16 protein-coding genes are annotated in these 15,428 nt (G+C 64.2%); 9 read left to right on the top strand and 7 right to left on the bottom strand.

Going from position 1 to position 15,428, the window contains the following annotated elements:
• Window positions 1-10: 10 nt before the first annotated feature.
• The 4 genes from gatA to B9A15_RS05465 all read right to left on the bottom strand — a co-directional run bounded on the left by gatA (window position 11) and on the right by B9A15_RS05465 (window position 3,079).
• Complete coding sequence (gatA, locus tag B9A15_RS05480; RefSeq protein WP_084409025.1) at window positions 11-1,492, bottom strand: Asp-tRNA(Asn)/Glu-tRNA(Gln) amidotransferase subunit GatA; 1,482 nt, start codon at window positions 1,490-1,492, stop codon at window positions 11-13.
• Window positions 1,489-1,959: a GNAT family N-acetyltransferase gene (locus B9A15_RS05475; RefSeq protein WP_084409024.1), complete on the bottom strand. Its 471-nt coding sequence runs from the start codon at window positions 1,957-1,959 to the stop codon at window positions 1,489-1,491. Before B9A15_RS05475 ends, gatA begins: the two co-directional genes overlap by 4 nt.
• A gap of 9 nt (window positions 1,960-1,968) precedes the next feature.
• Window positions 1,969-2,256 carry an Asp-tRNA(Asn)/Glu-tRNA(Gln) amidotransferase subunit GatC gene (gatC, locus tag B9A15_RS05470; RefSeq protein ID WP_084409023.1) on the bottom strand — a complete coding sequence of 96 codons (288 nt, stop codon included), beginning with the start codon at window positions 2,254-2,256 and terminating at the stop codon, window positions 1,969-1,971.
• Between the two features lie 121 nt (window positions 2,257-2,377).
• On the bottom strand, window positions 2,378-3,079 hold the full coding sequence (locus B9A15_RS05465; protein ID WP_084409022.1) for a metal-dependent hydrolase: 702 nt from the start codon (window positions 3,077-3,079) through the stop codon (window positions 2,378-2,380).
• A gap of 154 nt (window positions 3,080-3,233) precedes the next feature.
• On the opposite strand from B9A15_RS05465, the gene ruvX reads away from it, so the two are divergent.
• Window positions 3,234-3,716 carry a Holliday junction resolvase RuvX gene (gene ruvX / locus B9A15_RS05460; protein WP_084409138.1) on the top strand — a complete coding sequence of 161 codons (483 nt, stop codon included), beginning with the start codon at window positions 3,234-3,236 and terminating at the stop codon, window positions 3,714-3,716.
• On the opposite strand, the gene B9A15_RS05455 is transcribed toward ruvX, so the two are convergent.
• Both B9A15_RS05455 and B9A15_RS05450 read right to left on the bottom strand, forming a co-directional pair.
• Window positions 3,675-4,049 (bottom strand): DUF6105 family protein, encoded by a 375-nt coding sequence (locus B9A15_RS05455; protein WP_210190479.1) that lies wholly within the window; start codon window positions 4,047-4,049, stop codon window positions 3,675-3,677. The two genes, ruvX and B9A15_RS05455, sit on opposite strands and share 42 nt — an antisense overlap.
• Before the next feature lie 3 nt (window positions 4,050-4,052).
• A complete protein-coding gene (locus B9A15_RS05450) occupies window positions 4,053-4,601 on the bottom strand; it encodes a hypothetical protein (protein ID WP_084409021.1) in 549 nt (182 codons plus the stop codon).
• Between the two features lie 153 nt (window positions 4,602-4,754).
• Between B9A15_RS05450 and B9A15_RS05445 the strand changes: the two genes are divergently transcribed.
• Genes B9A15_RS05445 through dprA form a run of 4 tightly spaced genes read left to right on the top strand, consistent with a single transcriptional unit; the run spans window position 4,755 to window position 8,762 of the window.
• Entirely contained in the window at window positions 4,755-5,702 is a 948-nt protein-coding gene (locus B9A15_RS05445) for an aspartate carbamoyltransferase catalytic subunit (RefSeq protein WP_084409020.1), read from the top strand.
• Window positions 5,699-7,036 carry a dihydroorotase gene (locus B9A15_RS05440; RefSeq protein WP_084409019.1) on the top strand — a complete coding sequence of 446 codons (1,338 nt, stop codon included), beginning with the start codon at window positions 5,699-5,701 and terminating at the stop codon, window positions 7,034-7,036. Before B9A15_RS05445 ends, B9A15_RS05440 begins: the two co-directional genes overlap by 4 nt.
• Window positions 7,033-7,632, top strand: coding sequence for a glycerol-3-phosphate 1-O-acyltransferase PlsY (gene plsY / locus B9A15_RS05435; RefSeq protein WP_084409018.1), 600 nt, complete (start codon window positions 7,033-7,035; stop codon window positions 7,630-7,632). Before B9A15_RS05440 ends, plsY begins: the two co-directional genes overlap by 4 nt.
• The gene (gene dprA, locus B9A15_RS05430; RefSeq protein WP_084409017.1) at window positions 7,629-8,762 is read left to right on the top strand and encodes a DNA-processing protein DprA; all 1,134 of its coding nucleotides are present in this window, start codon (window positions 7,629-7,631) and stop codon (window positions 8,760-8,762) included. Before plsY ends, dprA begins: the two co-directional genes overlap by 4 nt.
• Before the next feature lie 31 nt (window positions 8,763-8,793).
• Here dprA and B9A15_RS05425 read toward each other — a convergent pair whose 3' ends face one another.
• A complete protein-coding gene (locus B9A15_RS05425; protein WP_084409016.1) occupies window positions 8,794-9,000 on the bottom strand; it encodes a hypothetical protein in 207 nt (68 codons plus the stop codon).
• A gap of 233 nt (window positions 9,001-9,233) precedes the next feature.
• Between B9A15_RS05425 and topA the strand changes: the two genes are divergently transcribed.
• The 4 genes from topA to B9A15_RS05405 are packed head-to-tail and all read left to right on the top strand — an operon-like array spanning window position 9,234 to window position 15,426.
• Window positions 9,234-11,969 (top strand): type I DNA topoisomerase, encoded by a 2,736-nt coding sequence (gene topA, locus B9A15_RS05420; protein ID WP_084409015.1) that lies wholly within the window; start codon window positions 9,234-9,236, stop codon window positions 11,967-11,969.
• A gap of 3 nt (window positions 11,970-11,972) precedes the next feature.
• Entirely contained in the window at window positions 11,973-14,243 is a 2,271-nt protein-coding gene (gene rnr, locus B9A15_RS05415) for a ribonuclease R (RefSeq protein WP_084409014.1), read from the top strand.
• Window positions 14,240-14,683 carry a DUF983 domain-containing protein gene (locus tag B9A15_RS05410; RefSeq protein ID WP_425292947.1) on the top strand — a complete coding sequence of 148 codons (444 nt, stop codon included), beginning with the start codon at window positions 14,240-14,242 and terminating at the stop codon, window positions 14,681-14,683. The genes rnr and B9A15_RS05410 overlap by 4 nt, the downstream gene beginning before the upstream one ends.
• Window positions 14,680-15,426: an NUDIX hydrolase gene (locus tag B9A15_RS05405; RefSeq protein WP_084409013.1), complete on the top strand. Its 747-nt coding sequence runs from the start codon at window positions 14,680-14,682 to the stop codon at window positions 15,424-15,426. The genes B9A15_RS05410 and B9A15_RS05405 overlap by 4 nt, the downstream gene beginning before the upstream one ends.
• Window positions 15,427-15,428: the final 2 nt, after the last annotated feature.

The following is a 15,428-nucleotide window of genomic DNA, read 5'->3' as shown; positions in this document are numbered from 1 at the left end:
GGTCTTCCGCCTACCACCATTTCTTCGGCGTGAAGCGCCCAGCAGCCTTCTCGATCGCCGAGCCGACCGAGAACAGCGTCTCCTCGTCGAAGGGGCGACCGATGAGCTGGAGGCCGAGCGGAAGACCGTCCTGGGACAGCCCTCCCGGCACGGCGAGACCAGGCAGCCCCGCCATGTTCACGGTGACGGTGAAGATGTCGTTGAGATACATCTTCACCGGATCGGAAGCCATGTCCTGATCGGCGATGCCGAAGGCGGCGGAGGGCGTCGCCGGCGTCAGAAGCGCATCGATGCCATCGGCATAGACCGTCTCGAAGTCGCGCTTGATCAGCGTGCGGACCTTCTGGGCCTTGAGATAATAGGCGTCGTAATAGCCGGCCGAAAGCACATAGGTGCCGATCATGATGCGGCGTTTGACTTCGCGCCCGAAACCGGCGGCGCGGGTCTTCTCATACATGTCGGCGATGTTCTCGCCGGGCACGCGCAGGCCGTAACGCACGCCGTCATAACGGGCGAGGTTGGACGAAGCCTCAGCCGGGGCGACGATGTAATAGGCCGGCAGGGCGTATTTCGTATGGGGCAGCGAGACGTCGACGATCTCGGCGCCCGCGTCCTTCAGCCATTCGATGCCCTTCTGCCAAAGAGCCTCGATCTCTTCCGGCATGCGCTCGACGCGATATTCCTTCGGAATGCCGATCTTAAGGCCCTTCACCGAGCGCCCGACGGCCGCCTCGTAATCCGGCACGTCCCGATCGACAGAGGTCGTGTCCTTGGCGTCGGTCGAGGCCATGGTCTTCAGGAGGATCGCCGCGTCCTTCACGTCGCGCGCGATCGGACCGGCCTGATCGAGCGAGGAGGCGAAGGCGGCGATGCCCCAACGCGAGCAACGGCCATAGGTCGGCTTGATGCCAACCGTGCCGGTGAAGGCCGCAGGCTGGCGGATCGAGCCGCCGGTGTCGGTTGCCGTCGCGCCCGCGCAAAGATGGGCCGCGACAGCCGCCGCCGAGCCGCCAGAGGAGCCGCCAGGGACGAGATCGACATTGGAGCCGGTCTTGCGCCAGGGGTTCTTCACCGGGCCATAATAGGAGGTTTCGTTGGATGAGCCCATGGCGAACTCGTCCATATTGAGCTTGCCGAGCATGACCGCGCCGGCCGACCAGAGATTGCTGGTGACGGTCGATTCGTAGCGCGGCTCGAACTTGTCGAGGATATGCGAACAGGCCTGGGTGTGGACGCCTTCGGTCGCGAAAAGATCCTTGATGCCGAGCGGGATGCCTTCGAGCGCGCCGGCCTCGCCCTTGGCGATCCGCTCGTCGGACGCCTTCGCCATCGCGCGCGCCTTGTCTGGCGTCACCGCGACATAGGCGTTGAGCGCACCGTTGGCGGCCTCGATGGCGCTGATATAGGCCTCGGTCAGTTCGCCAGCGGAAAGCGTCTTCGCCTTCAGGGCGTCGCGCGCTTCGGCGATCGTCAGGGCGGTCGGTTCGGTCATGATGTCAGCTGCTTTTCGTAAAATCGGCTGTAATCGGAGGACGGATAGTCGAGAACGGCGCCGCATTGGCGAAAGCCGGCGCGCTCGTAAAGCGCCCAGGCCGGCTCGAAGCCGGCCGTATTGCCGGTTTCCAGAACGAGGCGCTTCAAGTTGAGCTTGATCGCATGGGTCTCGATAGCCGTCAGCACAAGCCGGCCGATCCCGGCGCGGCGCAGGCTCTGATCGGTCCACATGCGCTTGACTTCGCCAAGCTCGGCGTCATGGGCCTTGAGCGCCCCCATGCCGACGGCCGCTCCGGTCTCGTCGCGGACGATGAAGACCGTCGAATCGGCCCCCGCCATCTGCTCCACGGTGAGTTGGAACTGAAATTCCGGCGGCGAGAGCGGGCGCAAATGCGCGTTCAATGCCGCGACCATAGCGCGTACATCGTCGCTCAAGGGCGTTTCGGCGCCGATCGTGAAGGCCATGGCGAGATCCTACTCGACGACCTTCGGCACCATGAAGAAATGGTCTTCGCTCGCCGGTGCATTGGCCACGATGTCGTCGGCCTTGTCGCCGTCGGTCACGCCATCCTTGCGCTTCTTCATCGCCATGGGCGTGACGGAGGTCATCGGCTCCACATCGGCCACATCGACCTCGCCAAGCTGTTCGACGAAGCCGAGAATGGCGTTCAGCTCGGTCTCAATGGCCGGCACGTCGTCTTCCGAGACGGCGATACGGGCGAGCTTGGCTACGCGGCGAACGGTTGCGGCGTCGACGGACATGCCGGATTCCTGTCGTAATCGATGGTGCGGTGTCGATGGCCCGATGGCCTTTCCGCGAGCTATAACGACGCCGCCGCCCCCACGCAACAAAGGAGGCGGCGCGCGTTCGGAAAGCGGAAGATCAGACCTCGAAAGGCTCGCAGATCTTCGGGGTCATCACCTTTGAGGACTCGCCTTCCATCGCCTCGACGAAGGTCTTGGGATCCTTGTCGAGGATCGGCAGCGTGCCCCAATGGATGGGGATGATGGTCTCGAAGTCGAAATAGCGGCGGCATGCGATCGCGGCGACCGCCGCGCCCATGGTCAGCCGATCGCCGACCGGCACCATGGCGATCTTCGGATGGTGCAGCTCTTCGATCAACGCCATGTCGCCGAAGATGTCGGTGTCGCCCATGTGGTACACCGTCGGCCCGTCGTCGAAATGGAAGACAAGGCCGTTGGGCTGGCCGAGATAGGTGACGCGTCCGTCCTCCTCCACATGGCCGGATGAGTGGAAGGCCTGGGTCAAGGTGATCGAGAAATCCTCGAAGCGGGCCGTCCCGCCCGTGTTCATCGGCTCGATGGTCTCGACGCCCTTCTTCGAAATCCACTGCGCCAGTTCGAAGGTGGCGACCACCTTGGCGCCAGTGCGCTTAGCGATCTCCACCGTGTCGCCCACATGGTCGAAATGGCCATGGGTCAGCGCGATATGGGTCACGTCTTCGGTCGCATCCGCGACATCGCCTTTGAAATGCGGATTATCGGACAGGAACGGATCGATGAGGATGGACGAATGGTCCGTGTCGATGCGAAAGGCGGAATGGCCGAAATAGGTGATCTTCATCAGGAGCTGCCTCGTTCTTCGACATTTCGGGAGAGCCGAGGCCGCATCGTCGCCGCCCCGCCATTGGCTTGGCTAAGTGCGGGTCGGAGCGAAAGCGTCAAGTCGCTCCAATGCGATCATCTCGAAACCGAAATGCGAGGAGATCGCGCTCATCATGCCCGTGCTGACGATCGAAGACTTCGCCGAAGCGATCGAGACGGGGCGGCCCCTCGCCGGGCTCGATCTTGGCACCAAGACGATCGGGCTCGCGATTTCCGATCGCTCGCTCGGCTTCGCCGTGCCGCGCCCGGTGATCAAGCGACGAAAGTTCACGCTCGACGCCGAAGAGTTGCGCAAAGCGCTCGACAAGGAAGACGTTACGGGAATCGTTCTCGGCCTGCCGCTGAACATGGACGGATCGAGCGGCCCCCGGGCCCAATCGACGAAGGCGTTCGCCCGCACCTATGGCGCGCTCGATCCTCGGCCGATGTTGCTGTGGGACGAGCGCCTCTCCACCGTTGCCGCCGAGCGCGGCCTTTTGGAGGCCGACGTGTCTCGGGCCAAACGTGCGACACGCATCGATTCGGCGGCCGCCGCCTTCATTCTCCAGGGCGCCTTAGACCGACTGGCCTATCTCTTTTCGGCCGGCAGCAACTGAGTCCGGGAAAAGGCCCGCTCCAGAAAGGCTGTCCATATCGTCCTGCGACTCGGCCTTCCCGGCGTTGCGGCGCTCCGCGATGAAGGCCGCGATCTTCCGGCGTCGCCGGAAGGCGATAATCGCCAGAAGAATCAGACTGTCGACGACGATGGCCTTGGCGATCAGCCAGGCGATCTCGTCCGGCGACATGCCAAGAATGGCGCCATAGATCGCAAAGGTCTGGTCGAAGACCTCTCGTGTGTACAACACGCCGCCGACATCGGCCTGCGCCAGAAAGTACCAGCTCCAAAAGAAGCTGAGCGGGGCGACCCAGAAAAGACAGAAAGCGCGCATCGATCAGCGGTCCTCGTTCCGGTCGTGTCGTTGCGCCTCGTCGCGCTGAGCTGCCTTCTGCGCCAGTTCGATCTTGCGCATGACATAGTCGAAGGCTTCGTCGCTCTCGGTCTCATCCGCATAGATCGCATGGTCGAAGACGAGCGCGCCGAGCGTCGCGGCGAAGGCGAAACAAAGCGCCGCGCCGCTTCCAAACAAGGTGGCAGCCGGCGAGCCGGCCATGGTTGCCGCCGCCCAGAAGGCAAGAAGCGCCGTCAGCGACACGGCGGCGAGCCGCTCGCCTCGCTCGGCAATCGTCGCGCCCTCGCTCGCCAGATCACGGACCGAAGCCCCGATCAGCGCGACGACCCCGAAGAGAAGACCGGCAAAGGAGGCGGCGGAAGTCGGATCGAGAGCGATGCGCTCGCCGAGAACGAGGACATCGAGAAGAGCTTCCAGCTGCAGCTGGACCGATGCTGGAAAGATCGCGCCCTCGGCCAGAAGCCGAAGAGCGCCTATGAATGCAAACGAGCCCCATGCGCACATGAGGACGATGGATGCGGTGCGTCGCATACGCGCCTCCCGCTGGAGATTGAGGTTACTAAACCCTTAAATGCTCTTCTCGCGGATGAGGTCCGGTGCCCGCAAGCGTAACTCTTTATTAACCTTAACCGCCGCGCTGCGTTCTTGCCCGGCGGACTGTCTTTGCCTATAGGCCAATCCTCGATGACACCGTCCAACACGCCCTCCGGCCGTCGCCATCTTCTTGGCATCAACGGCCTTGCCCCCCAGGAGATCGTCGATCTCCTCGACCGGGCCGAAACGGCCGTCGCCATTAGCCGGCGGCCCGACAAGAAGAACTCGGTCCTGAAGGGTCGCACCCAGATCAATCTGTTCTTCGAGGCCTCCACCCGCACCCAGGCGAGCTTTGAGATCGCCGGCAAGCGGCTGGGTGCCGACGTCATGAACATGTCGGTCGCCAATTCCTCCGTGAAGAAGGGTGAAACGCTCATCGACACGGCGATGACGCTGAACGCCATGCAGCCCGACATTCTGATCGTGCGCCATCATGCGGCAGGGGCCGTCGCGCTGCTCGCCCAGAAGGTCGCCTGTTCGGTGGTCAATGCGGGCGACGGCCAGCACGAACACCCGACCCAGGCCCTTCTCGACGCCCTGACCATCCGCCGACACAAGGGAAAGATCGAGCGCCTTACGGTGGCGATCTGCGGCGATGTTCTGCATTCTCGCGTCGCACGCTCTAATATCCTTCTCCTCAACGCGCTCGGCGCCCGTGTTCGCGTCGTCGCACCTTCGACGCTTCTGCCGAGCGGTATCGAGAAGATGGGCGTCGAGGTCTTCCATCGGATGGAGGACGGCCTCGCCGGGGCCGATGTCGTGATGATGCTTCGGCTCCAGCGCGAGCGGATGGAGGGCGCCTTCGTGCCCTCGGTGCGTGAATATTTCCGCTATTTCGGCCTCGACGGCGAGAAGCTCAGAGCGGCCAAGCCCGATGCGCTGGTCATGCATCCCGGCCCGATGAACCGAGGCGTCGAGATCGCCTCGGACATTGCCGACGGCCCTCAAAGCGTCATCGAGGAACAGGTGGAGATGGGCGTCGCCGTGCGCATGGCGGTGATCGAGGCGCTCGTCAGCCATAACGGAGAGCCGCGATGATCGCCGCCGCGTCGAATTCGGACAACGCCCCTCTCGTCGTCGAGAATGTGCGCGTTCTCGACCCGTCGCGCGGGATCGACGAAGTCGGAACCCTGATCGCCGCCGATGGCTCGATCCTGGAGGCCGGACGCGGCGCCGCCAATCAAGGCGCGCCGGACGGGGCGAGACGGATCGACGGTTCGGGCCTCCTCGCCATTCCGGGGCTCGTCGATGCGCGCGTCTTCATCGGCGAGCCGGGCGGCGAGCATCGCGAGACCATCCGTTCGGCCTCGCGTGCTGCGGCTGCCGGCGGCGTCACCTCGATCCTCACCATGCCGGACACCAATCCGGTGGTCGACGATGTGGCGATCGCACAATTCGTCATGCGCACGGCGCGCGAGACGGCGATCGTCAACGTCTTCCCTGCGGCTGCCATGACGCGGGGGCTGCAAGGGCGCGAGATGACCGAGCTCGGCCTGTTGAAACATGCCGGCGTGCCGGCCTTCACCGATGGCCAGCACACGATCGAGAACCCGGCCCTCTTCCGCCGCATCATGACCTATGCGCGCGATCTCGACGCGCTCATCATGCATGAGACGCAGGACGCGGACCTGACCGGTCGCGGCGTCATGAATGAAGGGCTTCTCGCCTCCTGGCTGGGCCTGCCCGGCGCGCCGGGAGAAGCCGAGATCATCCCCCTGGAGCGCGATCTGCGCCTCGCCGCCCTCACCCGCTGCCGCTATCACGCCGCGAAAATCTCGCTGGCCGAATCGGCGCGCGTTTTGCGGGTCGCCAAAGACAAGGGCGTGCGCGCGAGCGGCGGTGTCTCGATCAATCACGTCACGCTCAACGAGAACGATATCGGCGAATACCGCACCTTCTTCCGGCTCTCGCCACCTTTGAGAGGTGAGGAGGATCGGCTCGCCATGGTCGAGGCCTTGAGGGACGGCACGATCGACATTCTGGTCTCCTCTCACGATCCGCAGGACGCCGACGGCAAGCGCCGACCCTTCGCCGAGGCGGAAGCCGGCGCCATCGGTCTGGAGACGCTTCTTGCAGGTGCCCTCAGGCTCTATCACTCCGGTGATATTCCGCTGATGCGCCTGATCGAGACCGTCACCAGCGCGCCCGCCGGCCTTCTCGGCCTCGATCGCGGCACGCTTCAGGCCGGGCGTCCGGCCGATTTCGCCCTGATCGATCTCGACGCCCCTTTCCTCTTCGACGAAACCATGATCCGCTCGAAGTCGAAGAACACGGTCTTCGAGAACGCGCTTTTCCAAGGGCGGGTCGAAAAGACCTTCGTCGCGGGCCGGGAGGTGTTCTCGGCTGAATCGGATAAGGACGCAAAGCCATGACCGAGGCGGGCGCGCCCCTTCTCTTCCTTGCCGCTCTGATCGGCTATCTGTCCGGCTCGGTGCCCTATGGCCTCGTCTTCGCCAAGCTTTTCGGGCTCGGAGACATTCGCAAAATCGGTTCAGGAAACATCGGGGCGACCAATGCCTTGCGGACCGGCAACAAGAAGATGGCGGCCGCGACGCTGGCGGGCGATGTCCTGAAGGGGACGGTTCCGATCCTCGTCTTTCTGCCTTTCGGCCTGATCCCCGGTGCCGTCGCGGGCTTTGCAGCCTTTTGCGGCCATCTCTTTCCCGTCTGGCTGCGCTTCAAGGGCGGCAAGGGCGTTGCGACCTATCTCGGCGTGCTTCTCGGCTTCGCGCCGAGCCTCGTCCTCGTTTTCGCCCTCTGTTGGCTGCTGGTCGCCTGGGCGAGCCGCTATTCCTCGCTCGCCGCCCTGACGGCGACGCTCGCCGTGCCGCTCGCCGCCTGGATCTTCGGCTACGGGGTCGCGGCGATCCTCACCGCCGCCATGACTGCCCTCGTCTATTTGAAGCATCACGGCAATATCCGTCGGCTGGTCGCCGGGACGGAAGGCCGCATCGGCGCGAAATCATGAAGCAGCCGGGTGGCCGCTCTTCGGGCATTGCGATGACCGACGAGATGCGGCTGGCCTGGCTGAGGCTCTACCGCTCCGAAAATGTCGGGCCGATCACCTTCCGCCAGTTGATCAATCGGTTCGGCGGGGCGGAGGCCGCGCTCGCCGCCCTCCCCGAGCTTGCCGCGCGCGGCGGTCGCCGCATCCGCATCGCCGACCGGGCGGCTGTGGAGGAGGAAATGGCGAAGGCGGCTCGGCTCGGCGCGCGTTTCATCTGCCTCGGCGAACCGGAGTTCCCGTCGCTCCTGCGCATCAGCGACCAATGCCCGCCGATCCTCGCCATCATGGGTGACGCAGCCGTCTTGGCGCGTCCGACGGTCGGCATCGTGGGTGCGCGCAATGCCTCGCTCTCGGGTATCAAGCTGACGAAGAGCTTTGCGGCCGAACTCGGCAAGGCGGGCTATGCCGTCGTCTCGGGCCTTGCCCGAGGGATCGACGCCGCAGCCCACGAGGCGGCCCTTTCAACCGGCACGATCGGTGTCTTCGCAGGCGGACTCGATCGCCCCTACCCGCCGGAAAACAAGCCGCTGATGCGCAGGATCGTCGATGGCGGCGGCTGCCTCGTCTCCGAAATGCCCTTCGGCTGGGAACCGCGCGCCGTCGATTTTCCCCGGCGCAACAAGGTGGTGGCAGGCCTCTCCCTGGGTCTTCTCGTGGTCGAGGCGGCGATGCGATCCGGCTCGCTGATCAGCGCGCGGTTGGCTGGCGAAATGGGTCGCCTCGTCTTTGCCGTGCCCGGCTCGCCTCTCGATCCAAGAGCGGGAGGGACCAACCGTCTCTTGAAAGACGGGGCGATCGTCGCGACCGAGCCCGCCGACGTAATCGACGGCCTCCGCCCGCTCGACGCGCGCATGTCGCCTCCGTCGGGCGACGTTTTCGACGAACCGATCGACGAAAGCGCCTCGGAGGAGCCAGTTCAAGGGGAGCGCGACAAGATCGTCGAGGCCCTCGGACCGACGCCGGTCTCGATCGACGACATCGTGGATCATACGGGGGCCAATCCCGGCGCGGTACAGCTCGTTCTTCTCGAACTCGACCTTGCCGGGCGCCTGGAACGCCATTCCGACGGAACGGTCTCGATCCTTCTTTAGACGGACATGCGCGTCGCCGCTTGGCGCTCGATCAGCCGGTCTTACGTCGCCCGCTTTCCTCCTCGCCCGACGCACGCCGGATTTCGGCTTCGAGCTCGGCTCGGGTCATGTCGAAGAGATAGGCGAGGAAACTCGGCTCCGATCCACAGGCCAGCGCCCGCAATTGGGGCAGCATGTCCTTGACATAGGTGAGACGGCTCAACGCGTCCTCGCCAGAGCGCTCATTCGCGTCTGCCATGCCGAACCTCTTTGCAGGAGTCGATGCGCAATTCAGGATGCAGCATTCAATGCTGAGGTGAAACCAATAAATCGAATCTACTATTGGTTGCAACAGGCGACGGCTCGTTTTTTGCCCGCACTTGACCGGCCGTTGCGCTATGTCCATGTGACGAGGCGGCTTGGGCGCGAAGCCCGCCGTGCGGGAGGTCACTTCCGCGATGATTTCAGTGAAGCTGCGGGACTACGCCATCCATGGACCTCGTCATCGTCGAATCGCCGGCTAAAGCGAAGACGATCAACAAGTATCTCGGCAGCGGCTATAAGGTGCTCGCCTCCTACGGCCATGTGCGTGACCTCCCGCCCAAGGACGGTTCGGTGCGGCCGGACGAAGACTTCGCGATGAGCTGGGAGGTTGGCAAACCCTCTCAGAAGCGCCTGAGCGAAATTGCCCAGGCGATGAAGAGCGCCGACAGCCTCGTTCTGGCCACCGACCCCGACAGAGAGGGCGAGGCGATTTCCTGGCACGTCCTCGAGGTGCTGCGCCAGAAGCGGGCGCTCGGCAAGAAGCCGATCAGCCGCGTGGTTTTCAACGCGATCACCAAACAGGCGGTGCTCGACGCGATCGCCAATCCGCGCCAGATCGACGAGCCGCTGGTCGAGGCCTATCTCGCCCGCCGCGCGCTCGACTATCTCGTCGGCTTCACGCTGTCTCCGGTCCTCTGGCGCAAACTGCCGGGCGCCCGTTCGGCGGGCCGCGTCCAGTCGGTCGCCCTCCGGCTCGTCTGCGACCGGGAATCGGAGATCGAGCGCTTCAAGCCGGAGGAATACTGGCAGGTCGTCGCGCATCTTGCGACCGAGCGAGGAGACGCCTTCGACGCGCGTCTGACCGCCTTCGACGGCGAGAAGATCCAGCGCCTGTCGATCGGCAATGGTGACAAGGCCGGCACCGTCAAGCGGATGCTGGAGAACGCCGCTTTCCGGATCGAGAGCGTCGAAGCCAAGCCCACACGGCGCAATCCCGGCCCGCCTTTCACCACCTCCAGCCTCCAGCAGGCGGCCTCCGCCAAGCTCGGCTTCTCGGCCTCGCGTACCATGCAGGTGGCGCAGAAGCTCTATGAGGGCGTCGAGCTCGGCGGCGAAACGGTCGGCCTCATCACCTATATGCGAACCGACGGCGTCCAGATGGCGCCCGAGGCGATCGCCAACGCCCGCGAAGCGATCGAAACCGGCTTCGGCAAGCGCTATCTGCCGGAGAAGGCGCGCCACTACTCGACCAAGGCCAAGAACGCCCAGGAAGCCCACGAAGCGATCCGTCCCACGAGCTTTGCCCGCTCGCCCAAGGATGTCGAGCGCTTCTTGGACCGCGACCAGCTGCGCCTTTACGAACTGGTTTGGAAGCGCGGCATCGCCAGCCAGATGGCCTCGGCCGAGATCGAGCGCACGACGGTGGAGATCCTCGCGACCTCGAGCGACAAGACGGCACAGCTCAGGGCGAGCGGTCAGGTCATCCGCTTCGACGGCTTCCTCGCCGCCTATGTCGACCATCGCGACGACTCCAGGAGCGCTGGCGAAAGCGACGAAGACGACGACGACAAGCGTCTGCCGGAAATGAGCGCGAAAGAGCGGGCCGAGCGCCGCTCGATCGACGCCACCCAGCATTTCACCGAGCCGCCGCCGCGCTACTCGGAAGCCTCGCTCATCAAAAAGATGGAAGAGCTCGGCATTGGCCGGCCCTCCACCTACGCGGCGACGCTTCAGACCCTGCAGGACCGCGACTATATCGTGGTCGACAAGCGTAAGCTCCTCCCTGACGCACGGGGACGGCTTGTCACCGCCTTCCTGCAGAACTTCTTCGACCGCTATGTGGAGTATGATTTCACGGCGAGCCTCGAAGAGAAGCTCGACAAGATTTCCGCCGGCGAGCTCGACTGGAAAGAGGTTCTGCGCGAGTTCTGGCGCGACTTCTCGGCCCATGTGGACGGCACCAAGGAGTTGCGCGTCTCTGACGTTCTCGATGCATTGAACGAGGATCTCGCGCCGCTTGTCTTCCCCGAGCGAGAGGACGGCACCGATCCGCGCGCCTGCCCGCGCTGCGGCGACGGCCAGCTGTCCTTGAAACTCGGCAAATTCGGCGCCTTTGTCGGCTGCTCCAACTATCCCGAATGCAATTTCACCCGTCAGCTCGGCACGAGCCTGTCGGCCGATGCTGCCGATGATCCGGCTGGCGACGGCCCGAAAGAGCTCGGCACCGATCCCGATACGGGCGAGATGGTCACCCTGCGCACCGGCCGCTTCGGCCCCTATGTTCAGCGCGGCGAAGGCAAGGAAGCGGCCAGGACCTCCGTGCCGAAGGGCTGGGACCCGTCGAGCATCGATCTCGACAAGGCCCTGAAGCTCCTCACCCTGCCGCGCGAGGTCGGAAAGCATCCTGAAGACGGCGAGCCGATCCTCGTCAATCTGGGACGATACGGGCCTTACGTTCAGCACCAGAAGACCTATGCGAATGTGGAGAGCGTCGACGACCTTTTCGAAATGGGTCTCAACCGTGCCGTCTCGCTGATCGCCGAGAAGCGGGAAAAGGGTGGCAAAGGCCGCGCGGCGCCAGCGGCGCTGAAGACACTTGGAGAGCACCCGACCTTCGGCGGCGATATCACCGTTCGCGACGGGCGCTTCGGACCTTACGTCTCGGTCGCCAAGATCAACGCCACCCTGCCCAAGGGCAAAGACCCGGATTCGGTGACGCTGGAAGAGGCTATCCAGCTCATCAATGAGCGCGCCGAAAAGACCGGCAAGAAGCCGTCTGCGGCCAAGAAGACCGCATCGAAAAAGACGGCCAAAGCCGATGGCGAGGCGAAGGGCGGTGCCAAGGCCAAGTCTGCGAGCAGCGCAAAGAAGAGCGCGGCTTCGACCAAGAAGACGAGTTCATCGTCCCGCTCGAAGAAAGCCGTCGATACGAGCGACGAGACCGTGCCCTGGGACGCGAGCTGATCGATGGCACGCAACCGAACCCAGGACAAGGCTCCCGAACTCAGCCGTGAGGCCGTCCTGCGGTTCGTTGCGGACAATCCTGGCCGCGCGACCAAGCGCGATATCGCCAAAGCCTTCGGCGTCAAAGGCGACGACCGGGTCGCGCTGAAGGACATCTTGGCCGAGCTTCAGTCGGAAGGCCTCCTCGGCGGAACGCGCAAGCGCTTCGTGCGCCCTGGCGGCCTGCCGCCGGTCGCCGTCCTCGAGATCCGCCGGCGCGACACCGAAGGTGGCCTGATCGCCGAACCGGCCGATTGGGACGAGGACGAACAGGGTGAGCGGCCCCAATTGCCTGTCCGTCAGGAGACCGGCAAAGGCCCGGCGGCCGGGCTCGGCGAGCGCATTCTCGCTCATATCGACGAGGCCGAGGATGGCACCCGCTCGGCGCGGGTGATCCGCGTCCTGCAAAAGAGCAACAAGCTGGCGCTCGGTGTATTCCGGACCGCCGAGCATGGCGGCGGGCGGATCGAGCCGGTCGAGCGCAAGCAGAACGAAGTGCTCATCCGACCGGGCGACGAAAACGGCGCCAAGGACGGCGATCTCGTCGAAGTGGACACAGGTCGTCAGCGACGCATTGGCCTGCCGATCGGGCGCGTCGTCGAAGTGGTCGCATCAGGCCGCTCCGAGCGCGCGATCTCGACGATCGCTCTTCACGTCCATGGCATTCCGCATGTCTTCCCGGAGGCCGTACTCCAGGAAGCCGAGGCCGCTCGTTCTCGCAAGCTTTCCGAAAAGCGGGAGGATTGGCGCACCCTCCCCCTCGTCACCATCGATCCGGCCGATGCTAAGGATCACGATGACGCGGTCCATGCAGAGCCCGATCCCGACGAATCCAATCCGGGCGGCATGATCCTCACCGTCGCGATCGCCGATGTTGCGGCCTATGTGCGGCCAGGAACCAAGCTCGACGCGGAAGCGCGGCTTCGCGGCAATTCGGTCTATTTTCCCGATCGCGTCGTGCCGATGCTGCCCGAGGTGATCTCGAACGTTCTCTGCTCCTTGAAGGACGGCGTCGACCGCCCAGCCCTCGCCGTGCGTATGGTGATCGGCAAGGATGGGCTGAAGCGCGGCCACAGCTTTCATCGCATCTGGATGAAGAGCCATGCGCGCATCGCCTATGAACAGGCGCAAGCCGCGATCGATGATTTGCCGAACGAGGTTTCGCCGGCGATCCGAGACGAGGTTCTGCGACCGCTTTATGAAGCCTATGGACTTTTATCGGCGGCACGAGACAAGCGAGGCCCCCTCGCCCTCGATCTGCCCGAGCGCAAGCTGAAGCTCGACAGCGCGGGCCGCGTCGAGCGCGTCGTCGTGCCACCCCGGCTGAACGCCCATCGGCTGATCGAAGAGTTCATGATCCTCGCCAATGTGGCCGCGGCCGAAACGCTCGAACAGAAGCGTCAGGCGCTGATCTATCGCGTTCACGATTCGCCGTCCCTCGCGCGGCTCGAATCCCTGCGTGATTTCCTGCGCACGATCGAGATTTCGCTTGCCAAGAGCGGCGCGCTGCGACCCTCCCATTTCAACGGCATCCTCACCCAGGTGAAGGACACCGAGCACGAGAGCCTCGTCAACGAGGTGGTGTTGCGCAGCCAATCCCAGGCCGTCTATCAACCGGACAATATCGGCCATTTCGGCCTCAATCTGGCGCGTTACGCCCATTTCACCTCGCCGATCCGCCGCTATGCCGATCTCATCGTCCATCGGGCGCTGATCACGGCGCTCAATCTCGGCGACGACGGGCTTTCGAAAGAGGACGAAGCCTCGCTCGTCGATACGGCGGAAGAGATCTCACGTGCCGAACGTCGCGCGATGGCGGCCGAGCGCGACACGGTCGACCGGCTGATCGCCCATTATCTGGCCGACCAGGTGGGTGAGGACTTCGAAGGCCGTATCACGGGGGTGACGAAAGCAGGCCTTTTCGTAGCACTGCCAACCTATGGCGCAGACGGCTTCGTACCTATCTCAACGCTCGGAAACGAGTATTTCCGCTATGACGAGGCGGCCCATTGCCTTGTCGGCGAACGCAGCAGCCACGGATATCGATTGGGGGACCCTGTTTCGGTTCGCCTCGTCAATATCCTGCCTCTAGCCGGCTCGATGCAGTTCGAGATGCTGACCGAGCCGCGCAAATTGCCGAAAGGATCGGCCTCGTTCCATAAGAGCGCCACACGATCGCGCAAGACCAAGCGCGCGGCTGCGATGGCCGGCCAGAGAAAGACGAGACGCAAATGATGACCCAGGCAACGGCTCTCTCCGCTCCGAGCGATGCGATCGATCGCGCGAACGATCTTCAGGCACCGCGCGACGTTTCCAGTGCCATGCTGCGGGGCCTGCGCTGTCGCTGCCCCAATTGCGGCGAAGGCCATCTGTTCGCGCGTTTCCTGAAGAGTGTCGACGCCTGCGAAGCCTGCGGCCAGGAAATCCATCACCATCGGGCCGACGATCTGCCGCCCTATCTCACGATCTTCATCGTCGGGCATGTGGTCGTCGCGCTGTTCATGGCGGCCGAAGAGATGGTGGAATGGTCGATGTGGACCCATCTCGCCGTATGGGTGCCGGTCACGGCGCTGATGTCTCTCGTCCTGCTGCAGCCCCTGAAGGGCGCGACCATCGGTCTGCAATACGCTTTGAAGCTCGGTGGCTTCGGCGGCAAGCCCGAGGAGGGTGAGTGAGCGCTGGCCCCTTGTGGCAAAAGCTCCTCAAAGAAGCGGCCGAGCTCGAAGCGCTCGGTCACCCGCCTGTCGCGATCCGGCCTGCGGCCTCTCTCGTCATTCTGGACGAAAGCGAGAGTCCCGCCGTTCTGATGGGCCGCCGGGGGCGCCACCATCGTTTCATGCCCGGGGTCTTCGTTTTTCCAGGCGGCGGCGTTGAGCCCTGTGACCGCAAGCTGGCCAAGCATCATAGGCTGAACCAACCGGCGCTGGATCGCCTCCACATCGAATCGTCGATCGATACTGTCGAAGCCTCGGCTCTCGCTTTGGCGGCCATTCGCGAGACTTTCGAGGAGACGGGCTTGCTCATCGGGGCGCAAGAGCATGGTGACGCGGAACCCGACTTGGGCTGGCCCTATAACGCGCCCGCCGGCTTCCATCCGCGCCCTCAGTGGCTGACGCCTCTTGCCCGCGCAGTGACCCCGCCGGGCGGAAGCCATCGATATGACACGCGTTTCTTCGTCACCTGCCGTTCCAATCTCGTCGAGCCGGATGCACCGCAATTCGATCCGCCCACTTTGGAATTGGAGGACATTGGCTGGGTGCGCCTCAGCGAGACCGGCGACATGCCCCTTGCCGCGATCACGCGCGCCATCCTACAGGACGTTCAGTCTCGCTTTGTCGCCGGGACACTCTATGACCCCAATCACCCGATTCCCTTCTATCGCAGGCAGGGCCAGGCCTTCCTTCGCGATCTGATTTGACG

The sequence above is a fragment of the Fulvimarina manganoxydans genome (assembly GCF_900176465.1).
Lineage (GTDB): Bacteria > Pseudomonadota > Alphaproteobacteria > Rhizobiales > Rhizobiaceae > Fulvimarina > Fulvimarina manganoxydans.
Note: the sequence above shows the minus strand (reverse complement) of the source record. Positions and strands in the feature narration are given on the sequence as shown.